This is a genomic window from Shimia marina (genome assembly GCF_001458175.1).
Lineage (GTDB): Bacteria > Pseudomonadota > Alphaproteobacteria > Rhodobacterales > Rhodobacteraceae > Shimia > Shimia marina.
This window is the reverse complement of sequence record NZ_CYPW01000004.1, coordinates 59,707-81,675: the sequence shown is the minus strand read 5'-3', so window position 1 is coordinate 81,675 and position 21,969 is coordinate 59,707. Positions and strand designations below refer to the sequence as shown.

Annotated in this window: 20 protein-coding genes and 1 pseudogene; 3 read left to right on the top strand and 18 right to left on the bottom strand. The window is 55.0% G+C overall.

The features are described 5' to 3' along the window. Nucleotides 1–2 precede the first annotated feature (2 nt). The 10 genes from rpsC to rpsJ all read right to left on the bottom strand — a co-directional run bounded on the left by rpsC (nucleotide 3) and on the right by rpsJ (nucleotide 6,563). On the bottom strand, nucleotides 3–710 hold the full coding sequence (rpsC, locus tag SHM7688_RS01600; protein ID WP_058238277.1) for a 30S ribosomal protein S3: 708 nt from the start codon (nucleotides 708–710) through the stop codon (nucleotides 3–5). Beyond that, the gene (gene rplV, locus SHM7688_RS01595) at nucleotides 710–1,090 is read right to left on the bottom strand and encodes a 50S ribosomal protein L22 (RefSeq protein WP_058238276.1); all 381 of its coding nucleotides are present in this window, start codon (nucleotides 1,088–1,090) and stop codon (nucleotides 710–712) included. The genes rpsC and rplV overlap by 1 nt, the downstream gene beginning before the upstream one ends. Before the next feature lie 3 nt (nucleotides 1,091–1,093). Further along, nucleotides 1,094–1,372, bottom strand: coding sequence for a 30S ribosomal protein S19 (gene rpsS, locus SHM7688_RS01590; RefSeq protein ID WP_058238275.1), 279 nt, complete (start codon nucleotides 1,370–1,372; stop codon nucleotides 1,094–1,096). A 3-nt stretch (nucleotides 1,373–1,375) separates the two neighbouring features. After that, nucleotides 1,376–2,218: a 50S ribosomal protein L2 gene (gene rplB, locus SHM7688_RS01585; protein ID WP_058238274.1), complete on the bottom strand. Its 843-nt coding sequence runs from the start codon at nucleotides 2,216–2,218 to the stop codon at nucleotides 1,376–1,378. 301 nt (nucleotides 2,219–2,519) lie between these two features. Then, entirely contained in the window at nucleotides 2,520–3,620 is a 1,101-nt protein-coding gene (locus SHM7688_RS01580) for a Hint domain-containing protein (RefSeq protein ID WP_058238273.1), read from the bottom strand. 190 nt (nucleotides 3,621–3,810) lie between these two features. After that, nucleotides 3,811–4,485: a sulfotransferase gene (locus SHM7688_RS01575; protein WP_144432458.1), complete on the bottom strand. Its 675-nt coding sequence runs from the start codon at nucleotides 4,483–4,485 to the stop codon at nucleotides 3,811–3,813. A gap of 124 nt (nucleotides 4,486–4,609) precedes the next feature. Continuing rightward, nucleotides 4,610–4,906: a 50S ribosomal protein L23 gene (locus SHM7688_RS01570; RefSeq protein WP_058238271.1), complete on the bottom strand. Its 297-nt coding sequence runs from the start codon at nucleotides 4,904–4,906 to the stop codon at nucleotides 4,610–4,612. Further along, nucleotides 4,903–5,520, bottom strand: coding sequence for a 50S ribosomal protein L4 (rplD, locus tag SHM7688_RS01565; protein WP_058238270.1), 618 nt, complete (start codon nucleotides 5,518–5,520; stop codon nucleotides 4,903–4,905). The genes SHM7688_RS01570 and rplD overlap by 4 nt, the downstream gene beginning before the upstream one ends. Further along, the gene (gene rplC / locus SHM7688_RS01560) at nucleotides 5,517–6,242 is read right to left on the bottom strand and encodes a 50S ribosomal protein L3 (RefSeq protein WP_058238269.1); all 726 of its coding nucleotides are present in this window, start codon (nucleotides 6,240–6,242) and stop codon (nucleotides 5,517–5,519) included. The genes rplD and rplC overlap by 4 nt, the downstream gene beginning before the upstream one ends. Before the next feature lie 12 nt (nucleotides 6,243–6,254). Then, entirely contained in the window at nucleotides 6,255–6,563 is a 309-nt protein-coding gene (rpsJ, locus tag SHM7688_RS01555; RefSeq protein WP_044028221.1) for a 30S ribosomal protein S10, read from the bottom strand. Nucleotides 6,564–6,790: 227 nt separating this feature from the next. On the opposite strand from rpsJ, the gene SHM7688_RS01550 reads away from it, so the two are divergent. After that, a complete protein-coding gene (locus SHM7688_RS01550; protein ID WP_199556605.1) occupies nucleotides 6,791–7,396 on the top strand; it encodes a gluconokinase in 606 nt (201 codons plus the stop codon). 145 nt (nucleotides 7,397–7,541) lie between these two features. Then, nucleotides 7,542–8,942, top strand: coding sequence for an NADP-dependent phosphogluconate dehydrogenase (gnd, locus tag SHM7688_RS01545; RefSeq protein ID WP_058238268.1), 1,401 nt, complete (start codon nucleotides 7,542–7,544; stop codon nucleotides 8,940–8,942). 6 nt (nucleotides 8,943–8,948) lie between these two features. Here gnd and SHM7688_RS20205 read toward each other — a convergent pair whose 3' ends face one another. The 3 genes and pseudogenes from SHM7688_RS20205 to SHM7688_RS01535 all read right to left on the bottom strand — a co-directional run bounded on the left by SHM7688_RS20205 (nucleotide 8,949) and on the right by SHM7688_RS01535 (nucleotide 11,990). Continuing rightward, nucleotides 8,949–10,430, bottom strand: a complete 1,482-nt coding sequence (locus SHM7688_RS20205) for an ATP-binding protein (RefSeq protein WP_370732979.1) — start codon at nucleotides 10,428–10,430, stop codon at nucleotides 8,949–8,951. Between the two features lie 24 nt (nucleotides 10,431–10,454). After that, nucleotides 10,455–11,069, bottom strand: a pseudogene (locus tag SHM7688_RS20200) (PAS domain S-box protein); the annotation flags it as partial. Nucleotides 11,070–11,492: 423 nt separating this feature from the next. After that, nucleotides 11,493–11,990 (bottom strand): putative pterin-binding protein, encoded by a 498-nt coding sequence (locus SHM7688_RS01535; protein ID WP_058238267.1) that lies wholly within the window; start codon nucleotides 11,988–11,990, stop codon nucleotides 11,493–11,495. Between the two features lie 342 nt (nucleotides 11,991–12,332). Here SHM7688_RS01535 and SHM7688_RS01530 point away from each other — a divergent pair, with 342 nt between their 5' ends. Continuing rightward, nucleotides 12,333–12,947 carry a response regulator gene (locus tag SHM7688_RS01530; protein WP_058238329.1) on the top strand — a complete coding sequence of 205 codons (615 nt, stop codon included), beginning with the start codon at nucleotides 12,333–12,335 and terminating at the stop codon, nucleotides 12,945–12,947. 18 nt (nucleotides 12,948–12,965) lie between these two features. On the opposite strand, the gene SHM7688_RS01525 is transcribed toward SHM7688_RS01530, so the two are convergent. The 5 genes from SHM7688_RS01525 to SHM7688_RS01505 form a co-directional block, all read right to left on the bottom strand. Then, a complete protein-coding gene (locus SHM7688_RS01525) occupies nucleotides 12,966–15,692 on the bottom strand; it encodes a calcium-binding protein (protein WP_058238266.1) in 2,727 nt (908 codons plus the stop codon). Nucleotides 15,693–15,739: 47 nt separating this feature from the next. Beyond that, on the bottom strand, nucleotides 15,740–17,134 hold the full coding sequence (locus SHM7688_RS01520; protein WP_083498829.1) for a nucleotide sugar dehydrogenase: 1,395 nt from the start codon (nucleotides 17,132–17,134) through the stop codon (nucleotides 15,740–15,742). A gap of 244 nt (nucleotides 17,135–17,378) precedes the next feature. After that, nucleotides 17,379–18,794 (bottom strand): mannose-1-phosphate guanylyltransferase/mannose-6-phosphate isomerase, encoded by a 1,416-nt coding sequence (locus SHM7688_RS01515; RefSeq protein ID WP_058238265.1) that lies wholly within the window; start codon nucleotides 18,792–18,794, stop codon nucleotides 17,379–17,381. A 98-nt stretch (nucleotides 18,795–18,892) separates the two neighbouring features. Continuing rightward, nucleotides 18,893–20,479 carry a glycosyltransferase gene (locus SHM7688_RS01510; RefSeq protein ID WP_058238264.1) on the bottom strand — a complete coding sequence of 529 codons (1,587 nt, stop codon included), beginning with the start codon at nucleotides 20,477–20,479 and terminating at the stop codon, nucleotides 18,893–18,895. Further along, the gene (locus SHM7688_RS01505; RefSeq protein ID WP_144432456.1) at nucleotides 20,472–21,863 is read right to left on the bottom strand and encodes an HlyD family secretion protein; all 1,392 of its coding nucleotides are present in this window, start codon (nucleotides 21,861–21,863) and stop codon (nucleotides 20,472–20,474) included. Before SHM7688_RS01505 ends, SHM7688_RS01510 begins: the two co-directional genes overlap by 8 nt. Nucleotides 21,864–21,969 lie beyond the last annotated feature (106 nt).

The window sequence follows — 21,969 nt, the reverse complement described above, 5'->3', positions numbered from 1 at the left end:
CCTTAGCGACGACCACCGGCACCACGTGGTGCAGGGCCATCCTGGACTTCTTGTGCACGACGGTCACGCGCCTGTGGATCATGCTCCATGATCTCGCCTTTGAAGATCCAGGTTTTGATACCAATGATCCCGTAAGCGGTGGTCGCTTCCACATGTGCGTAATCGATGTCGGCACGCAGAGTGTGCAGAGGCACACGGCCTTCACGATACCATTCAGTACGTGCGATTTCGGCACCACCCAGACGACCAGCGACGTTCACCCGGATACCCAGGGCGCCCATGCGCATTGCGTTCTGAACAGCACGCTTCATCGCGCGACGGAAAGACACACGGCGTTCCAGCTGCTGAGCGATGGACTCGCCTACCAGCTGAGCGTCGAGTTCCGGCTTGCGCACTTCAACGATGTTGAGGTGCAGCTCGGAGTCGGTCATCGCAGCGATCTTCTTACGAAGTGTCTCGATGTCCGCGCCTTTTTTGCCGATGATCACGCCCGGACGCGCAGTGTGAACAGTCACACGGCACTTCTTGTGAGGGCGCTCGATGATCACACGTGCGATACCGGCTTGTTTGCACTCTGCCTTGATGAACTCACGGATTTTGATGTCTTCCAGCAGAAGATCACCGTAGTCCTTGGTGTCGGCGTACCAACGGCTGTCCCAGGTGCGGTTCACCTGAAGGCGCATGCCAATCGGATTGACTTTATTACCCATTAGGCTTGCTCCTCAACTTGACGCACCTTGATGGTGAGCTCAGAGAACGGCTTGATGATCTTGCCGAAACGACCACGAGCCCGCGGACGGCCGCGCTTCATAGTCAGGTTCTTGCCCACATAGGCCTCGGCAACGATCAGGCTGTCGACGTCCAGGTTGTGGTTATTCTCGGCGTTGGCAATTGCGGACTGAAGGCATTTCTTCACGTCTGCTGCGATACGCTTGTTGGAGAAAGTCAGGTCGGTCAGAGCCTTCTCAACTTTCTTGCCGCGGATCATGCCAGCAACCAGGTTCAGTTTCTGCGGGCTGGTGCGAAGCATGCGGGTTTTCGCCATTGCTTCGTTTTCAGCCACGCGGCGGGGGTTCTTTACCTTGCCCATGACTTACTTCCGTTTCGCTTTTTTGTCAGCTGCGTGACCGTAGTAGGTCCGAGTTGGGGAGTACTCACCAAACTTCTGACCAATCATGTCTTCAGTGACGTTGACAGGGATGTGTTTCTTGCCGTTGTACACACCAAAGGTCAGACCCACGAACTGGGGCAGAATGGTGGAACGACGGGACCAGATTTTGATCACTTCATTGCGACCGGATTCGCGAACTGCTTCGGCTTTTTTAAGCACGTAAGCATCCACAAAAGGGCCTTTCCATACAGAGCGAGACATCTATTAACGCCCCTTCTTCTTGGCGTGACGCGAGCGGATAATAAGCTTTTGCGACGCTTTGTTTTTGTTGCGGGTACGTGCACCTTTGGTCGGCTTACCCCATGGTGTCACTGGGTGACGACCACCGGAGGTACGACCTTCACCACCACCGTGAGGGTGATCGATCGGGTTCATAACCACACCACGAACGCTCGGACGCTTGCCTTTGTGGCGCATACGGCCGGCCTTACCGAAGTTCTGGTTGGAGTTGTCAGGGTTGGACACGGCACCAACGGTGGCCATGCATTCCTGACGCACGAGGCGCAGTTCGCCAGAGGACAGGCGGATCTGAGCGTAGCCACCGTCACGACCAACAAACTGAGCATAGGTACCAGCTGCACGGGCGATCTGGCCGCCTTTGCCTGGTTTCAGTTCGATGTTGTGAATGATGGTACCGATCGGCATGCCAGAGAACGGCATTGCGTTGCCCGGCTTGATGTCGGCCTTTGCAGACGCGATCACCTGATCGCCAACTGCCAGACGCTGAGGTGCGAGGATATACGCCTGCTCACCGTCTTCATATTTGACCAGTGCGATGAATGCAGTCCGGTTCGGGTCATATTCGATCCGCTCAACGGTTGCCGCAACATCAAATTTGTTCCGTTTGAAGTCAACGATCCGGTAAAGGCGTTTCGCCCCACCACCACGACGACGCGAGGTGATCCGTCCGGTGTTGTTCCGGCCGCCCGATTTCGTCAAACCCTCGGTGAGAGCTTTGACGGGACGTCCTTTCCAAAGTTCCGAACGGTCGATCAGCACCAGCCCACGCTGGCCCGGCGTCGTCGGCTTGTACGACTTAAGTGCCATGCTTTCTGTCTTCCGTATAGCAGCCAGACCTTAGGTTATTGTCTTTGGTCCAGCGATGTTAAAGGCCCCCGTAGGTGCCAGATGTATAGGGCCCCGAAGGTCCCCGGTTCAAAAGGCGAGCAGCCCCAGAACGAATCTGAGGCCACACGACCCGCGCGATGTAACAGGGTTGGGTAAGGCTGTCTATAGGACCGCTTGTTTTTCTTGGCTCAAGTCCGGCGGCGCGGCCCGCAAACGCCTGCCCCGCATGCCATGTGACCTACGCGCTGCAAAGACCTAAAAGAATTTCGAGGAGACGCGCTTACCCTGCTTTACGTAGAGTTTCACTGACGGGTGAATAGCTCTCCAAAACATCTCGCCCATTTTTAGCAAGCCGCCACACAAGACGCTTTTGCTGTTTGATGTCTGGAATGACGTGAGCCGGTTGCGGGCTGCTCTCTGCTCTTTGTAACTCCGAGAAGAGCTTCAAAATTTCTTCGACGGCAGCATCACTCAGCGCCGCGCGAGTAAACGCCCCCCACAGCAGACTTTCACTTGGAGCGCCTTCTGCATAAACAACCTCATGAGCGTCGAACAAAAGATGGACGTAGTCCAGCTCTTGCATGGAAGTGTCAATCTCGATGCCAGGCAAGCCGCAAAGCCGCACTGCGGCTACAAGCACTTCTGATGCGCCGAACATCCGCTCACATACAGGGGAGTTAACCAGCATTCTATGCTGGCGGGAAACCCAGAGATCACGCTGGGGCAAGCCTCCTCCTAACGCACCGGCAGTGATCTTAACTGGCAACAATTTGGGGTCAGCCCTGAGATCTCCAGAATGCAGCCTGCGCCGCCCTACCCAACGCACAGGGCGCAATCCATTGGCTGTGTGCACCAGGTCACCCACTTGGATGTCGCGAGCAGGCTTTGCCCCAGTGGCTGTTCTAAGCCCGGTATTGCCATGAAAGCAGACCATCAACTCGATGTTGTCAACAATGGCACCGAGACTGTCATTCGGGCCGCGCTCTGTCATTCTGAGCTTATAGGTGCCCGCCTCAGGAAACGTGACTGGGAGCGAAAACTCGACAAAACCGTTTTGAGTCGGGCGCACCGCAAGGAAAGCAATTACATTGTTGTCGCTGTCTAGAATTTCGACATCGAAGCCTTCTCGCCCAGCATTGCCATTAGAGGCAGTCCGCAAAGCCGCGTCAAAATTCAGAGACGTGGAAGTGCCCCGCGACACAACAAAGCTTTGCTCCATAACCGTGGTCTGTCCACGACGCCCATCAATCTCAGCAACACGGTTGCGCGATCCATTTCCGAGGTATGCGCCTTCTCTGTGATTGGTTTCCAAATCCGACCCAGACCAGTGCGTTGAACCTTGGTCAAAAGTCCCGTTCAAAATCAGATTGATAGGTGGCATTCTGCGCTCGATTCTTTACCTAAGCCTCCCCATGTAATCCGCGGTCTGTGGACAGACCATGCGGAAACCATGTCATTTGTTAGGCATTGAGCAACAATTCGCTGAATACGCTCTCTATCGCACAACAGCTGCAAGCGAAGCGAAATTCAAAACCGAGGCCTCCCAACGGGAAGGTTTGTTTCCCAGAGAGTTAGCGCTTAAAAAATCGGCGCTTGATAAGGCTACCACGGTGACGGCAATACTCGGAAAACGTCAGCGCTTTCGCCTCTTCGGGCTGATAGGCTCCGGGCTTGATAAATTCAGCAGCATGCGAAACGAGCGCCTTCTTCGGGTTCAACCCACAAAAATGCGCAAGCTCTTTCAAGACCGCCTCGGGTTTAAGAACCAACTTCTCATAGCTGACCAGCATCACAGGACATTTCGCATTCCACATAAGATCTACATTCTTGCGGGTTTGCCCCATATATAGCCCCACACCCTTACCAAGCGCCTCTTGATCCCAAGATGAAACGCCTAAAGTATTGGCCGTCATGTCACGCGTCACGAGGATCAAACGAGGATTGCGCAGCTCGGGCAAAATATCATCGATGTACTGATGAGGATGAGGGTGCTTCCACCCCCATACATCATAGTCCGCGTTGCGCTGCGCGACTGTGCCACGAATAGCATCGAGCCCATGTTTGAACCGAAAACACTTATCTTCGAGGTTGCCCTCCATATCATCACCCAGAAAGACGCCCATACGGCGGATACCACCTGCAACAGCTGTGGTACCACCACGGTTAACCCCGTAGATCATCAGAGTGCGTTGTTTTCCGGTACGGAGAGTCTCGTCGTCGCGAAACGCAATGGTGTGAGAATACACGCGCTTGCCCTGCCATTAAAAATTCTTTGCCAACACAAAACTAGTGTGAGCTTAAAAATGCGCAATACATAAAGAAAATGAGCTGCCCGATTTCCCGGACAGCTCCAATTTTTTAGGCAAGATCTTACAGTCCGGTGGACACGTCGATCGTGTTGCCTTCTTCAAGGGTCACATAAGCCTTTTTCACGTCTTTACGCTTGCCAAGCTGGCCGCGGAAACGTTTGACTTTACCCTTGGTGATGGTGGTGTTGACCGCTTTGACCTTCACACCAAAGAGAGCTTCAACAGCTTCTTTGATCTGTGGTTTGTTGCTGTCGATCGCCACTTCAAAAACCACTGCACCGTTTTCGGACGCCATTGTGGATTTCTCGGTGATGACCGGCTTGCGGATCACATCGTAGTGTTCTGCCTTCGCGCTCATTTCAGACGAGCCTCCAGTGCTTCGATCCCCGCTTTGGTGATCACCAGAGTGTCACGCTTGAGGATGTCATAAACGTTCGCGCCCATGGTCGGCAGGATATCCAGACCTTCGATGTTGCGCGATGCTTTCAGGAAGCCTTCGTTCACGGACGTACCATCGATGACCAGAGCACGTTTCCAGCCCAGGTTTTTCACCTGCTTGGCCAGAGCGGCAGTCTTGCCTTCAGACGCTGCATCTTCGATCACAACCAGCTCGCCTGCTTTCGCTTTCGCGGACAGGGCGTGCTTCAGGCCGAGCTTGCGGAACTTCTTCGGCAGGTCGTGGCCGTGGCTACGCACAACTGGACCTTTGTAGATACCACCACCGCGGAAGATCGGCGCGTTACGGTCACCGTGGCGTGCGCCGCCGGTGCCTTTTTGGCGATAGATCTTTTTAGTGGAATAAGAAGTCTCGGAACGGGTCTTCACCTTGTGAGTGCCGGCCTGCGCGTTGTTGCGCTGCCAACGAACCACACGGTGCAGGATGTCCGCACGTGGCTCTTGACCGAACAGGTCTTCGGACAGTTCAACAGAACCGGCCTTGGAGCCGTCGAGTTTGATCACGTCAAGTTTCATGCTTCACCGCCTTCCGCAGGTGCTTCTTCAGCCGGAGCTTCGGTCGCTGCTGCTTTCACGGCTGCCGGGAAAGGCAGACCTTCAGGTGCTTTTTTCTTCACGGCGTCCTTAACGGAAACCCAACCACCTTTGGAGCCAGGAACGGCACCTTTGATGAAGAGCAGACCACGCTCGGCGTCGGTTTTCACGACTTCGAGGTTTTGGGTGGTTACGCGAACCGCACCCATGTGACCAGCCATCTTCTTGCCCTTGAACACGCGGCCCGGGTCTTGACACTGACCGGTGGAACCGTGGGAACGGTGGCTGATGGAAACACCGTGAGTAGCGCGCAGACCACCAAAGTTGTGGCGCTTCATCGCACCGGCAAAACCTTTACCGATGGAGGTGCCCGCAACGTCCACTTTCTGACCTTCAAGGAAGTGCTCTGCGGAGATTTCCGCGCCCACTTCGATCAGGCCGTCTGCTGGAACGCGGAACTCAACCATCTTGCGCTTTGGCTCCACTTTCGCTGCTGCGAAGTGGCCACGCATGGCTTTGGAGGTACGCTTGGCTTTTGCAGTGCCAGCGCCGAGCTGAACGGCGGTGTAGCCGTCTTTCTCTTCGGTGCGCTGAGCAACAACCTGCAGGCCGTCGAGCGAAAGAACGGTCACAGGGATCTGCTTGCCGTCTTCCATGAACAAGCGGGTCATGCCCACTTTCTTTGCGATAATACCGGAACGCATCAGATGTTCTCCTTAAACAGAGATCTGCACGTCCACGCCGGCCGCCAGATCGAGCTTCATCAGCGCGTCTACGGTCTGCGGGGTCGGATCAACGATGTCGAGAAGACGCTTGTGCGTACGGATCTCGAACTGATCGCGGGATTTCTTGTCTACGTGTGGACCACGCAGAACGGTGAACTTCTCAATCTTGTTGGGAAGCGGGATCGGGCCACGAACCTGCGCGCCGGTGCGCTTTGCAGTGTTCACGATTTCCTGAGTGCTTGCGTCCAGCACACGGTAATCAAAAGCCTTCAGCCGAATGCGAATGTTTTGACTTTGCATTTCGTCAGCCTTTTTTAGGCGTTGGAGTTGAGAGGAGGATCCGCGACCACCGCAAACCCTCATCGAACCCAAAAGGCGGGAATCACCCCGCCTCAAGATTCCAGTAAGGAACCCGCGCCCTCTACAGCTGATTTGCATGTCTGGCAAGGGGTATCCTGCAAAAGCTCTCCGTCCGTCCGCGCGCCTCGGGTCAAGGGCGTGCCTCGAGGACGAGATATAACTGCACATTGGCAGTTGCTCTTTCGCCGCACGGACACGACCATGATCAGCAGAAGCATATAGAGGGAATGTTAGAAATGGCAGCCGCCTCCAAGGGGCAGACATTCATCGTCATGGGCGTGAGTGGTGTTGGCAAAAGCACACTCGCACAGGCACTCGCACGAGCGCTGAAGGCTCAATATCTTGAGGCAGACGACCTACATCCTAAATCCAACATCGACAGAATGGCGCAAGGTCTACCGCTGACCGATGAGATGCGCATTCCCTGGCTACAGGCTCTTCGGAGTGCCATATCAGAGCACCATCACCACCACCCGGACAAAGATTTGGTCGCGACCTGCTCCGCCCTGAAACGTCAATATCGCGACCTCCTAAAAACCAACAATCCGCAAACGACCTTTCTGCACCTTACAGCCCCGAAGGACGTCATTTTGCATCGGATGGCCAAGAGGCAGGATCACTTCATGCCCGCCAGCCTCCTATCCAGTCAGTTTGCAGCGCTAGAGCCGCTCACCAAAGACGAAGATCACCTCTTAATTGACGCCACTTTGCCCCCGAAAGACATCATGAAACGCGTGCTCTTTCTATTGAGCCGATCCCACCATCTGAACTGACCCTGCTGCAACGCCATTCTTTGCGACATCCGCTGCATTGACACTTGCCCCAGATGCAGGTCACACAAGATCAACGCTAGGTCCAAGCCGCTACCGCCAGGCACATCATCCGCGCGCCGCGCGCACTCGCAAATAGGAATGCTTCATGGAAATCGCGAACTTTGGCCTTTACGGGCTTGGCACAATGGGCAGCGCGCTGGCACAGAATATCGCAGACAAGGGCTTCCATCTGCACGTCGCCTCATACAAGCCCGAAGACACAGAACACTTCGTTGCCAATGCTGGCGCTCAAAAACCGATGTTTACGGGGCATCGTAGCCTTGCAGATATGACAGCGGCCATGCCCGGCCCCCGCGCTATCATCATGTTGATCCCTGCGGGCGCCGCCATTGATGACAGCATCGCGCAGGCCAAGCCGCATATGCGGCCCGGCGACGTTCTGATCGACGCGGGCAACTCGGATTTTCACGATACACGCCGCCGGGCGCAGGCACTGGAGGCCGAAGGGCTTGGCTACATGGGCATGGGGGTCTCCGGCGGTGAAGAAGGGGCTCGCAAAGGCCCGGCCATGATGGTGGGCGGAACAGAATCCGTTTGGACAACCTTGCGTCCTATGCTGGAGGCGATTGCCGCAGATTTTGAAGGTGCGCCCTGCGTTGATCGCGTAGGTCCAGATGGAGCAGGGCATTTTGTAAAGACTGTCCATAACGGTATCGAATATGCCGACATGCAGATACTGGCAGAAACCTACGGGCTTATGCGCAACGGCATGTCCATGACGCCACCCCAAATTGGGGACGTGTTTGCCACGTGGAACGAAGGCCGATTGCAAAGCTATCTCGTGGAAATCTCCGCAGAGGTTCTGCGCGCTATAGATCCAGCCACCGACAAACCAATTCTCGATATGATTGTGGACACGGCGGGCCAAAAGGGCACAGGGCGCTGGACGGCAATTGAAGCGCAAAAGCTTGGTGTCTCAGCCTCAACAATCGAAGCTGCAGTTGGTGCGCGTATCTGGTCGGCACATCCAGAGGCGCGCCATACCGGCCAAGCCCTGTTTGAGGTCCAGCGGGGCGAGGTCGCTTTGGATACAGCGCAGCTTGAACAGGCGATCTTGGCCGCGCGCATATTGAGCCACAGTCAGGGGTTCGGTTTGCTCTCAACTGCCTCGCAGGAATTCGGCTGGTCCCTGGCATTGGCTCGCTGTGCAGAAATCTGGCGTGCGGGCTGCATCATTCGCTCCCGCCTGCTTACAGAAATAGCGCAGACCTATGAGGCCCAACCAGCGACCACAATACTGGCCTTTGCGCCTGCCATGGTGCCTCTGTTGGAAACTACCTTACCGGCGCTCCGGACGGTGGTTGCCGAAAGCATCAAGGCCGGACACCCTATCCCTGTTATGACAGCTGCGCTGGCTTGGTTTGACGGCATGACACAGGCCCGAGGCACCGCCGACCTTATTCAGGGACAAAGGGATTTCTTTGGCCGTCATGGTTTTGCCCGCTTGGATGGCGGCACCGGGCATCACGGCCCTTGGGACAGCTAAAACCAGCTAGGCCTCTTCTGACGCGATCCAGGAAGACCGCGCATGCCTGAGCTCTGTTCTGACCGTCTCAAGCAAAGTGCTGCGCGCATCTGACCAGTCTGTCTGCGCTACATTTTGAATGTCTTGCAGCGCGCGCCACAGCGCCTGCTGCCCAAGGATCGCCGCAGAACCGGAAAGCCGATGCGCCTCCTCACGTAACCCCTCGGTCAAACCTTCAGCCACCACAAGCGCGTCAACAAAAGACTCGGTTTCCTCCAGGGCCTCTTCCAAAGCGGCCTCAAAACGCGCAACCCCAAACCTTTGCAAGAACTCTGGCATATCGCTTTGCTCGTTCTCAGCCCCCTGCGTATCATCCATGAGGTCAAAGAGCACAGCCAAACGCTGATGCACCCCGGCCTTGCTGAGCGGCTTTACAAGTATGCTGTGAAAATCGGCTTGAAGAATATTCTCATGGTCCCGCGCCGCAGCATGGGCAGTCACTGCTATGGCCGGCGTCGCGCAAGACGCTCCGCCCCCCGCTCTGATCCGCGCCAATGTCTCGATACCATCTATTTCCGGCATGCTGATATCGAGCAACAACAAATCAAAACCCTTGGTTTCAGCAAGCGCAATAGCCTCAAAGCCACCGCTGGCTTCGTCCACAGCAACACCCAGATCTTCCAGAATGGCCGTCAGGATATCTCTGTTGATCTGATTGTCATCCACCACCAAACAGCTGATCCCGTCAGGCAAGTCCGGAAGGGTCTGTTCGGTATTGCGCGGGGTCATTACACGTTGTTTTTGGACAACGGGCATGGGCACACGAATGGTAAACAGGCTTCCTTCCTCCAGCTCGCTGTCGGCGAAAATATCCCCGCCCATCTCCTGCACCAAGCCCTTGGTGATCGCGAGCCCGAGACCCGTCCCTGCATTCTCGCGATCATAGGCCGTATCCACCGTGACGAATTCTTCAAAGATACGATCCAAATCCTCTTGGGCAATGCCCACGCCGGTGTCCGCCACCCTGATCTCAACCATTTCCTCAGAGGCCAAACGCTCGGCTTCCACAATAACGGCGCCGTCCTCTGTGAATTTGATTGCATTGCCAACGAGATTTATCAGACATCTCTGTAAGGCTGCCTGATTGCCAGAAACATATCCGAGGTCCGGCGTTAAAACCTCGACAATCAGATCGTTCCCGCGGGCCTTTGCATGCGCACGAAGACTATCACATATATTGTTGACCAAAGCCCCAAGGTCAAAAATGCTGTCATGTGTATCGCCATTTTGGGCGCTGGCACGTGACAGATCCAACACATCGTTGACATGTGACAGGAGTAACTCCCCGGATACCGCAATAGAATTTAGGTGATGTCGCTGCTTGTTACTCAAACCAGCCTGATCGATCATTTCCAAAGAGCCCAGAATGCCATTGAGCGGCGTGCGCATTTCATGGCTCATCACCATGAGAAGATCAGATTTGGCCTTTTCCCCCTCCTGCGCCTTCAAAAGGGCGTTTTGCAATTCTTCTTCCGCCTGCAATTCGCTGGTGATATCGCGCAGATAAGATACGAAGACTTTCTCTCCGCTCGCCTCTGAAATCGCAATTGAAAGTTCAACCGGGAACACCTCCCCCGATTTTCGCAGCCCTTCCAAGCGAATACGGCCTGCCCCAAGAACTTTTGCATTCCCAGTCCTCAGAAACCGTCTCATGCCTGCGCGATGCGCCTTACGCATATTATGAGGAATAACGAGTTCCACCATATCGGCGCCCAGCGCTTCCTCACGCCTGTAGCCAAACACGGTCTCGGCCGCGCCGTTAAACTCAATGATATGGCCGTTCACATCCACAACAAGTACGGCATCCAACGAGGAAGCAATAGCAGATTCAAATCGGGCGCGCGCGATTTCGCTGACATGACCGAAACGCTGCCCCTGCCGAAAAAGCGCCACCAGAATGCCAACCGCAAAGAACAATAGCACAATCAAGCATATCAACCCGATCGCAGAGGCTGAAAGCGTGGATGACAACGCCTCTCGGCGCTCTGCCTCCTGCGTTGTAAAGATACCAACCCCAGCCAGAGCCAAACCGCGCACAGCTGGTGCGATCTCTTTGATCGACACATGCAGGACATCAAGCTTTGCCATCAACGTTGCATCATCGGAGTCGATCAGAACCGCTGTATCTTCCAGAAAAGTCACAACCTGCGCAAGTTGCGCGCGCGTCTTTGGGCTCGGTTCAAAAGACTGAAAAAACGCCGCCTCACGGAATGTCGTGATGCGGCTATAGAAGATATCAAAGCGTTTTCTAACGATGGCAAGATCGCCGCCCTCCTGCAATTGGGCCTGTTGCGTTGCATTTTGCAGACGCAACAGTTCCACTTCCAGCTGGGACATCGTCCAGCTGATATCGTCATTTTGGGCGGTGGAAAGCGCCCGCAAGTCTGCAAAAACCGTGCGCCCCAACCCACCGATGGCAAATAGACTTGCCACCAATAGGCCCGCAAACAGGACGAAGGGCCAACGGCCAATCATAATCGGTTTGCCTACTTGTCTTATACCAACCTCAAATCACTCACCTGCAACAACCTCAATACGGTTCAGTTGCCATATACTCCGAGAATAATACTCTTCAGACTTGTATGTTTCGTTATCATCAAATGGGTAAACGATCCACAAAGGGCCCTTATCACGCAGCGACATTTCCTGCCCGTTGCGCAGATAGGCCACAATCGGTCCTCCTGAAACCGCATCCGAAAAGGGAATGGTGATGGCATAATCATTGGCCGCAGTCGCACGAATGGTGCCACTTTCCGCATCTACGTGATCCAACAAGACATTCAACGCAACACCCTCAAACACTTGGACGCCGTCAGTCCAGATCGTCTCTGTTTCAAATGACGCTGTCGGCAAGGCACGCAATTCGTCCATAGTGAAGACCCAAGCATCGCCCTGCTCTGAAGGCCCGACCTCACCAGAAACGGTCAACAGCACATCAGCCGCATGCACCAGCGACGGCAATCCAATGGCGAGGATTGCGGCGGCGGCAATCTTTTTAACGTGGAACATGGCAGGGCACTCCTTTGACAAATCTGCGTTGCCCTGAGTAGTGGCACATCACAGTCAGATCGCCTCCAGTGCATAGGGTCATTGGACTAACCTTTCGTATAGTTCACGTGACCAATCGCCAAATATTCACGTCCCTTGCGTACGCCAAATAGCGGTCACCTGTGCGAATTTACGAGAGCTTATACAGATGCAGCGCAAGCTTCCAAAAGCGCTGCCTGATTTTCAAAAGAGAGGTTGGCAATGCAATTTTCACACTCTTCAGGTATGGTTGGCAGTACTGGCACCAATGAAGGCACGCCGGTAAACTCAATTGATGATCGCCATATAGGACGCCCGGTATCAATGCGCATTTTATTGGCAGATGACCACGGCATGGTTCGTGAAACCATTTCGGCCTACCTCACAACAGAAGGTCGCGCAGCCGTCGTTGCCGCCTCTGACTATTTTGAAGCCATGAAGACACTTGAGCAAAAGGGGCCTTTTGACTTGGTGCTCTTGGATTTCAGCATGCCCGGAATGAACGGCCTTCAGGGGTTGACTGACGCTATTCAAAAGCATCCTGACCAAGCCTTCGCAATTGTCAGTGGCACCGCCCCTAACAAGATCGCGCATGAAGCTCTTGAAATAGGAGCGATTGGGTTCCTGCCAAAAACAATGGGCGCCAAATCTCTGGTGAACGCGGTGCGCTTCATGATTGCTGGAGAGACCTTTGTACCTGCAACCGTACTTGCGGATGGTGGGGCGACTGAGGAAAGCGATTTTGCCAAACAGTTCAGTCAACGTGAAAAGCAAGTGTTGTCTGGCTTGTGCAAAGGAGCCTCCAACAAGGAGATCGCTCGAGATCTGGATCTTCAGGAAGTGACAATCAAACTCCACGTCCGCACCGTATGCAAAAAGCTGAACGCAAAAAACCGCACTCAGGCGGCTTTGGTGGCAAAAGAAGCAGGCTTTGAGTAAGCCTGCTTCTTACGACAATCATCCAAAAAGAATGTTGTCATAGATAGAGAGGGCGTCATCCCCGCCATCTCTGAGGACAAGTGTTGTGCTATTGCCAAGTGCCAGATGGAGATCCTCGCCGACAACCAGAGCGTTGGAGCTAAACCAGGTGGAAAAATCCGCTTCGTCATCTGCCAGCCCCAGAGCACGCAGATCCAGCCGGTCACCCTGAGTGACGTCGAAATCTGTGATGATGTCCGTTGAGCCATCCAAATCATCACTGCGGAAAATGAACCGATCTGCACCAGCTCCCCCAGCAGCTTGATCTGCGCCTGCGCCCAGATAAAGGCGATCATTGCCGGATCCCCCATCCAGCGTATCGCTGCCGGAGGCACCAGACAAGTAATCGTTGCCATTCCCACCTTCGATCAGATCATCGCCACTGTCACCACGTAGCTGGTCCCGGCCTTCGCCACCACGCAGCACGTCATCATCGACGCCCCCACGGAGACTATCTGCACCCGCACCTCCCTCAAGCACATCATTCCCGTTGCCGCCAGACAGCGTATCTGCTCCGTCTCCCCCCGCAAGGGCATCTTCTCCAGACCCTCCAATCAGATTATCCGCATCAGAGCCCCCATCCAAAGTATCGTTGCCACTGCCACCGCTGAGCGTATCTGCGCCGCTTCCACCGTTGAGCACGTCATTTCCGGAGCTGCCTGCCAGAGAATCCGCACCGCTGCCTCCGTCCAAAATGTCATCCCCGGTGCCGCCGCCAAGGATGTCTGCGCCTTGACCGCCATCCAAAGTGTCGGAGCCAGATCCACCGGCAAGAATGTCATCGCCGTCATCGCCAGACATATCATCGTTGCCAGACCCGCCGGTCAGATCGTCATTGTCTGCTCCACCGGACAGCGTATCGTCCTGACCGCCGCCGAGCAGCGTATCATTGCCACCGCTTCCAAACAGCACATCTGAGCCGGAGCCGCCACTCAGTTGGTCATTGGCCTCGCCACCATCAAGCGTGTCATGCCCTGCAGAACCGCGCAGCGTGTCGTCTCCGGCGCCACCTAAAAGCACATCATCATTTTCAGGAAGTGGATTGCCAAATTGGTCAAACCGCAAACCATTGCTGTCATACACGGAAATCAGGTCACCCACCCAACCGGGCCCAGCCCCTCCGTCCAGATAGTCATCGCCACTGCCGCCAATCAGGGTGTCCCCCGCACCGCCACCAATCAGTTCATCGTCGCCGATGCCGCCATCAAGCGTGTCATTGCCGGCCTCTCCAACAAGAGAGTCATCATACGTCAAAGCGCCTTCGGTGGTGGCCACAAGCGCAAGATCCCGGATCAGAACCGAAGAGTTGAGATCCACTTCAACAAAGGGGCTTTCTGCAGTCGGATCCGCAGCGCCGTCATTTGAATAGGATCCCGGTGCTGATGTAACCAGGTGGAGGCTCGCCGCACCGGTATCCTGGTCGATGATCACCTGATAAATACCACCGGAATTCCCCGTGGCATTGTTCATATCATGATCGCCAGAATTGCCGCCAACAAAGAGGTTGCCCTCTGCATCCATGATCGCGGCCCCAAAGGTCACCAAGGGCACACCGTCCAGCGTCACGCCATCCACAACAGTTGAGGTCACAGGCACCGTGGTAAATTCAGGAGACCCTGTGGACACATCAACAACAAGCAGAATTGTATCCGCCCCTTCAGACGCTGGCCGCGCAACACCATAGAACCGCTGGGTATTGGCATCAAAGGCCACATCGTAGACCCGATGCTGCACCAACTCATTTGGCAAGCGGTATACCGTGGCAACAGGGTTGCCCTCCGCATCAAACTGATCAACATCGATCACAGAAATATGGTCCATGCTGGATTGAAACGACCAGAGATTACCCTGATCATCAAAATCGCCAGTCCACGCCCGATACGGCGTCTCACCAATGCGATAACTGTTCCCCTCGGCATCCAACATAATAAGATCTGAGCGCGCGACTGTCTGGCCAAGAGAGTCCACACCATCACTGACAGCAATGGCATAGAGCAGATCATCTTCCGCATTGTAGCCCATGGAGTTGACATTGACCGTACCCGCGGCCCCCGCCACTTCGTAGGTCTGCGTTTCCACATCAAAAACATGCAGCGTGCCATTTAGTACCTGATACAGGTTGGCTTGACCGTCGGCGAAGGCCGCCACCTCAACGGTCTGGCCCCCAATTTCCATTTCTCGCGCATAGTGAAACACGGGGCCGGAGGTATCAATGATCGGACCGTTGCCCTCAGCCTGCACAGATTGAATCGTGATTTCAGAGCTGTCATCGTCAGCGGCAAATGAGACATCAAACGTCGCATACGCCCCACTGTCAGATGTAAACGTGCCCACGACGACACCATCCACGAGGACCTCAATCGCAGCATTGGCAAGGCCCGCTGCGAAATTTGCAGCAAGGTCGAAGCTCATATTGTAGACACCGCCCGCTTCGGTCTCGACGGTCTGCGTCATCGCTTGATGACCGCCTTCTAATGCGGTGATGGTCCAACTGCCGCTATCCGCATAATCCTGAAAGCCGGTGGCGCTGGACGTGCCATCAAGCAGGTTTGCTTCGGCATAGTCGCCATAAATCTCGTCATTTCCTGCACCACCAGACAGCGTATCGTCGCCAGCCAGACCAATGATCACATCATCGGCCCCCGTGCCTGTTCTGGTGTCTGAAAGACCCGTGCCCATTATGGCGGAAAGGTTGCTGTTAGACATGTCGTACCCTCACTTGTTCTCAAAATTTGCGGAAAGCAGATGGCGGCTCACCAGCCGATACCATCGATTGCAACATCGCTGGGCGCGCTGCCAAACAGTCGGACAACGTCGATCACCGGCACTCCATTATGCTTAGATACGGCGTTGCGATATTCATCGCTGGAATGGCACACGATCACCGCGTCCGCCTCCGCCATCACAGCATCCACATCTTCGCGCAGCATGTCCTTCAGCCCCACCGCAAGTGTTGCCAGCCCCTGACTGCCGTATTTTGTGTAGCTGGCCAGCCCACCAAGCGGCGTGTCTTTGGTCACGGCCGCGTCATGCGCGATCAGCTCGACGCCATCCCGCTGCAGCTCCGCCATCGCTTCAAGAATTGGGCTTTCACGCAGATCATCCGTGCCGGGTTTGAAAGCCAGCCCCAGAATACCCACCCGCTTTGCCTTGGTCTTGCGTACCATTTCAACAGCCTGCTGGATCTGCTCGGAGTTGGATGTCTCAAGACTGCTAATCATGGGCAGGTTGACGCCCAGCGTGCTGGCAACATGCTGTACAGCCCGCACTTCCTTGGGCAGGCAGGAGCCACCATAGGCAAAGCCTGGCTTCAGATAATAGGCGGACAGATTGAGCTTCTGATCTTGTGTGAAAATATCCATCACAGCGTGGCTATCGACACCCAAAGGTTTGCACAGGCGACCAACCTCATTGGCAAAGCAGACCTTGGTCGCATGCCAAACATTGTCCACATACTTGATGGTTTCAGCCACTTCGATGGTCGTCAGAATGGGATCCGCATCCACAGGCTCGTAAATGCGCCGCATGATTTCAGCGGTGGCAAAATCGGTGGTTCCGATGACGGTTTTAGGCGGATTATGAAAATCATCAATCGCGACGCCTTCACGCAGGAATTCAGGATTGAAGCAAATCCCAAAATCACGGCCGGCCACTTTGCCAGAGATACGCTCCAGGATTGGCGCCATAACACCCATAGTGGTGCCCGGTGGAATGGAGCAGCGCATCGCAAAGACATGGAAGCCCTTTTTGCCGCGCAATCCCTCGGCCATCGCTTCACTTGCCTGTTCAATGTAGGTGTAATCACATCCACCATCTACCGCCGTAGGCGTGCCAACGGACACGAAGGTCACATCCGTGTCCCGTACAGCTTGCCGCAGATCCTGCGTCGCGTTGATCAGCCCGTCTTTTACGCCAGCGCTCAAAGTCTCGGTAAGGTCCGCTTCGTGAATAGGGCTTTCACCGCGACCAATCTGATCCACCTTCTGCTGGTCCAGATCGACGCCAATCACCTCATGGCCAAGTGCAGCAAGGCACGCAGTAGAGACGGCACCAACATACCCCAGACCAACAATGCTAATGCTTGGCTTCACACGCGGGGCTGGGATGATGATTTCCGCGTCTTGAGTAGAAAACTTCCGGTATTCCATGTGTCTGTCCTCCTGATTAAAGAGAATTTAACCGAATGTTTTCATTAAATTTTAAGGCGAAGGATCAGCATTACCTCGCGAAGGGGCATGCACCTATACCTTGGGTCATAAGCTTTCGCCTTTCCCGCCCCAAAGCTCTGCTAAGCGCCGTCTCCAAATGCGAAAACCTGCATGGTTTCCCATGCAGGTTCGCCGTATCCACTGAACCGGGTAAGCAAGAAGACAACAGTGAATACGAATTGCGTCAGGCCACCTCATCCCTTTGGTAATCGTCCTCGTAGCGCACGATATCGTCCTCCCCGAGGTAGCAGCCAGATTGGACCTCGATCAGATGCAAAGGCAGTTTTCCTGGGTTCTCCAAACGATGCACCGCCCCCAGTGGGATATACGTGCTTTCGTTTTCACCAAGCAGCCGCACATCCTCGTTCACCGTCACACGTGCCGCACCACTGACAACAACCCAATGCTCCGCGCGATGTACGTGGCTTTGCAACGACAACTTCGCACCGGGATCGACCATAATGCGCTTCACCTGAAATCGCTCACCCAAGGAAAGCGTTTCATAATATCCCCATGGACGATAGCAGCGCCGAAAGCCATCTGCCTGCACGGCCCCTTCCGCCCGCAGCGTTTCAACCATTTCCCCCACGTCAGAACTATGGGACAGGTCAGCAACCAGAATTCCATCATCTGTCGCGACCGCCACAATATCTTTCAGTCCCATACCAACGATCTTTGTGTCTGGATCAGCGGATTTCAAAATACTCCCTGTGCATTCAAATGCAGAGGCATTGCCCGCGACAAGGTTGTCAGCGCCATCGGTCTCACACACCTCTTTCACAGCATGCCAATCAGCCAGGTCAGCCCACCCACAGGCAAGGTGCAAAGCGGTACATTCGTCCAGGTTTTCCATCACCGCTTTGCCAAAAGGCAGATCGGCGCAGCGACCAAATGCCTTCCGATCCAGCCTCCGGAACCCCAAATCCTCCCCACTCAAAGCAAGCGCTGCTTCGGCTGGGCCGATCAAATCCGGAGCGTGGCTTTCAAACGCGCGCAAAATTGTATCCACGCGAAACAAATAGATGCCCGTATTCCAAAGCCAGTTCCCTTCAGCAACCATCGCTTCAGCATGGCAAGACTCTGGCTTTTCAAAATAGCGAGAGATGACAAGCGCGTCGTCGTTGCCACCTTCGACCTTTAGGTAGCCGTATTCCGTTGATGCCTTGGCTGGCTGTACACCCAATGCCGCAATCAATCCTTTGCGCGCCACGGCTGCCGCCTTATTGACCGTACGCAAAAAAAGACGCTCATCCTCTACGTGATGATCACTGGGCAAAACCAAGAGTACCGCGTCTGGCGTATCTTTATGTGTCAGCGCCGCAACCAAAATGGCAGCCGCTGTATTGCGCGCAACCGGCTCCACGATCAGCTGCCCCAAAGGTGCTTGAATGTCATCGACCTGCTTTTGCGCCAGAAAGCGATAGTCTTCGGCCGCGATCACTGTTGGAGCGGCGAAACCAGGCGCAATCACCCTTTCCACCGTACGCTGAAACAGACTTGGCCCGTCCATAAGGCTTGCAAACTGTTTGGGAAAGCTGCGGCGAGATACTGGCCATAGACGCGCGCCCGCGCCGCCTGCAAGAATGACTGGATAGATCATTGAAACCTCTCATTTTCATCTGGCTTCACTCTACAAAGCCAGCCAACACACAGGATTGGGCGGAGGGTCATCTGTTTACGAAAAAGGATAGATCCCGATCAAAAGGGCATTTCAATCAGACCAATATAGATCATCAGCAGGGTCAAAAATCCTGAGACTGCTGTCACCAGCTGGAATTTGGCAAACCCATTCCGAAGTCTTTCCACAAGGCCCGTGCCTTCTCCAGAGCTCTGATTGCCCCGATTGGACCACTTCTGTTTGGACAGATGGAAAATCATGTAGATCTTCACCGACGCGTTGATCACCTGATTGAGGTACAGAATGAAGGGCCACGTCATGTCTGCGCGTCGGCTGTAGCCAATCAAAAACAGGCAAAGCACCACGCGGGAGAACAACACCCAGATCAGACAATTCCAAAAATACCCCGGTGCAATCATGCTGCCCAAAACGGCCAAAATGGGGCTGACCATCATCGTCCACATGGCAAGCCGTTGGTCGACCACGCACCACCAAATGAAGAAAGGCATCCGGCGCGGGCCCAGCGCGATCGCACGGCTTCCATTACGCAACATGTTGCCCGACCAGCGGCGAAAGTTCTGGATCATCCGCAAGAGACCATTCTCTTTGATCACCTCAATCGTGTAGACGGTCGCATCCGGCACATATGTCATTTTGGCACCGACACTGAGCAGACGATACCAGGTCGACTTGTCGTCACCCGAAAGAAAACGAAACCGCCCCCACAGCCAGTGATTGAGGTGATCCGCCTCGATGGTGCGGATGAACTTCGGATCCAGAATATGCTGTGCGCGAAAGACGCTCATCCGACCGGTGAGGGTCAGCACCCGATTGGACATCGCATGGCTCTGCATCGCCAGGCGGCGCTGTGCAAACCGCATATCAAGCCACTTTGCGATCCATGTTGGCCCATAACAGATGACCTCTTCATCTGTGGTCAGTGCCTGCAGCTCCGGATCGTAGGCAAACATCGACAGAGTCTTTTTGAGCACATCCCCCCCATAAAGCGCATCCCCATCCATAAAAATCACCATGTCATCGGGGTTCGCCGCGGTCCGGCAAATGGCCCGCAGGATCAGGCCAATCGCCATGCGTTTGCCGGGCTGGTTTTGACGCACAAAAACCAGCTCTGCGAGATCATCTGGAATGTCCTGCGCATAGGTCTCCACAAACTCCCGGATGATGGTTTCATCATAGGAACTGCCTGTGCCGATGTAGAGGGTGGTGGGAATACGCTCACGGCGGATCTGGCCCAGAATGGAGCCGATGACCCGCTTGGTGATCGAAGGCTCCTCATAATAGGTGGTCATCTGGATATGCAGCCGCTTAGGGCGCCAACCTGCATCCCAGAGCGCGTCTGCCTGACGGCGCATTTCCGGCCATTTGAAACGGGCATAGATCATTGCCCGAACCGCATGTGTAAACCACCAGCCAAAGCGCCAGATGCCCAGCGTACCAAGCACCACGGTGATATGCGCCGCATTTGGATCCACAAATCGATTGGGCACGTTGGTCAAAAGCCAAAACAGCGCAACAAAGACAGCCATCAAAGCGATCAAATGGGGCGCAGTCCAACGCTCCCAATAGGGTTTAATGGGCGTCTGCAAATCTCGCAGCCGCTCTGTCAGATCCTTGTCAAAAGCATATTCCGAAGACAGATCAGCCATTGCGTTTCACCCATTCATTCACACGGTTGAAGATTTTCTGCGCAAAGGGACGACGCGTTTCCAAACTCACCGGCGCATCCATCCGCAGGACTGCTTTGGTCTCTTCCGCCTCCATGCCCAAGGGGGTGACCGTCACAATAATTCCGAATTCCCCGGGGCGACGCGGATCACTGCCGGCCCGCACATCGCTGACTTCTCCGGAAATACTTTGGCGTTCTCCGGCGACGTTCACACCGATCTGAGCAGGCATGCCAATAAAAAGCGTTTCTGCATAACGCTCACTGACCCACCCCATGGCAACGCGGGGGGCATTGCTTTCAAACACCACGGCCAAATCTTTGGGGCCATAGAACTGGCCTTTGCGCACCAGCACCTCATGCACAATACCGTCAGAAGGCGCACGCACATGATTGAGGGACAGACCTCTCTTTTGCCCATCCCGCGCCGCGCGCAGGCTGCGCACTTTTGCAAGCAATGCTGTTTCAATTTCGCGCAGTCGCGCAATGGCAAAGGCGAAAGGATCAATACCTTCAGCCGCCAGCGGGTCGCTCTCACGCAGCTTGAGCCAGCGCGCCCAAAGGGTGTCAAAGCCTCGATCCCCAACAAACCGGGCATAGGTCTGGGAAAACAATGCGCCGCGTGTTTCCAATGTGAGATCGGGGCGCTCTGTTTCCAACTGCGCAATGGCGGCCTGCACATCCAGATATTCTTTCTGCGCCAGCGTCAGCTTGGCCCGAGTTTCCGTCAAAGCACCTTGAGCAATTGGATCGGTCAAACGCACAAGGATCTGCCCGGCTTCAACAGCCTGCCCAGCCTCGACATGTATGGATTTCACATAGCCCTCATTGGATGGCAGCCGCTCAACAATGGGGGCAACCACACGACCATGCTGTACATCAATTCGGGTCACGCTCTTGAACAATGACGCGCCCAAAATACTCAAGATAAGGCCGGCCACCAAAACATACATCGTGACATTGATCGCAATGCGCAGCGGGGCGGGCAGCCCTTTCTGTGAGCTGGCAGCCACCTCTTCCTCTGTTTCTCCCATGGGCACCAGATCAACAGGTGTATCCAAACTCGTGATCACCTCACCACTGCTGGCCATTTTCCCGGACAAGAGCGACCGATAGAAAATTGCCAGAGTTTCGCGCTGGCGCCCGCTCAACCCTTCAAAAGCCACCAGCGCGCCCGCTTCTTTTTGCACCAGACGCACAGGGAAACGCACGTCTACGCCTTGAAACGGAACGCTCAGAACGCCCGTTTGCGGGCACTCTCCAGCATCTTCCGGCCACTCCAATCCCGCCAGGGACCAAGCCGAGATGCCGACTTGCTCGCCCGTTGGGGTTTCCAACGTCAGCGGCGCTTGAACTGTCCAGCTCAAATCTGCACTTGGGTTTTGATGGCGAATCTTCACGGCAACCTCGATCACTAAACGCCTTCAACCTAACGGCCCTATCCGTTTGCGACCGCAGCACGCAGGTATGTGC

Bases quoted from the DNA above. Each gene is read 5' to 3' on its own strand.
- rpsC (WP_058238277.1), bottom strand. From the start codon at position 710: ATGGGTAATAAAGTCAATCCGATTGGCATGCGCCTTCAGGTGAACCGC.
- rplV (WP_058238276.1), bottom strand. From the start codon at position 1,090: ATGGGCAAGGTAAAGAACCCCCGCCGCGTGGCTGAAAACGAAGCAATG.
- rpsS (WP_058238275.1), bottom strand. From the start codon at position 1,372: ATGTCTCGCTCTGTATGGAAAGGCCCTTTTGTGGATGCTTACGTGCTT.
- rplB (WP_058238274.1), bottom strand. From the start codon at position 2,218: ATGGCACTTAAGTCGTACAAGCCGACGACGCCGGGCCAGCGTGGGCTG.
- SHM7688_RS01580 (WP_058238273.1), bottom strand. From the start codon at position 3,620: ATGCCACCTATCAATCTGATTTTGAACGGGACTTTTGACCAAGGTTCA.
- SHM7688_RS01570 (WP_058238271.1), bottom strand. From the start codon at position 4,906: ATGAGCGCGAAGGCAGAACACTACGATGTGATCCGCAAGCCGGTCATC.
- rplD (WP_058238270.1), bottom strand. From the start codon at position 5,520: ATGAAACTTGACGTGATCAAACTCGACGGCTCCAAGGCCGGTTCTGTT.
- rplC (WP_058238269.1), bottom strand. From the start codon at position 6,242: ATGCGTTCCGGTATTATCGCAAAGAAAGTGGGCATGACCCGCTTGTTC.
- rpsJ (WP_044028221.1), bottom strand. From the start codon at position 6,563: ATGCAAAGTCAAAACATTCGCATTCGGCTGAAGGCTTTTGATTACCGT.
- gnd (WP_058238268.1), top strand. From the start codon at position 7,542: ATGGAAATCGCGAACTTTGGCCTTTACGGGCTTGGCACAATGGGCAGC.
- SHM7688_RS01535 (WP_058238267.1), bottom strand. From the start codon at position 11,990: ATGTTCCACGTTAAAAAGATTGCCGCCGCCGCAATCCTCGCCATTGGA.
- SHM7688_RS01530 (WP_058238329.1), top strand. From the start codon at position 12,333: ATGCGCATTTTATTGGCAGATGACCACGGCATGGTTCGTGAAACCATT.
- SHM7688_RS01525 (WP_058238266.1), bottom strand. From the start codon at position 15,692: ATGTCTAACAGCAACCTTTCCGCCATAATGGGCACGGGTCTTTCAGAC.
- SHM7688_RS01520 (WP_083498829.1), bottom strand. From the start codon at position 17,134: ATGGAATACCGGAAGTTTTCTACTCAAGACGCGGAAATCATCATCCCA.
- SHM7688_RS01515 (WP_058238265.1), bottom strand. From the start codon at position 18,794: ATGATCTATCCAGTCATTCTTGCAGGCGGCGCGGGCGCGCGTCTATGG.
- SHM7688_RS01510 (WP_058238264.1), bottom strand. From the start codon at position 20,479: ATGGCTGATCTGTCTTCGGAATATGCTTTTGACAAGGATCTGACAGAG.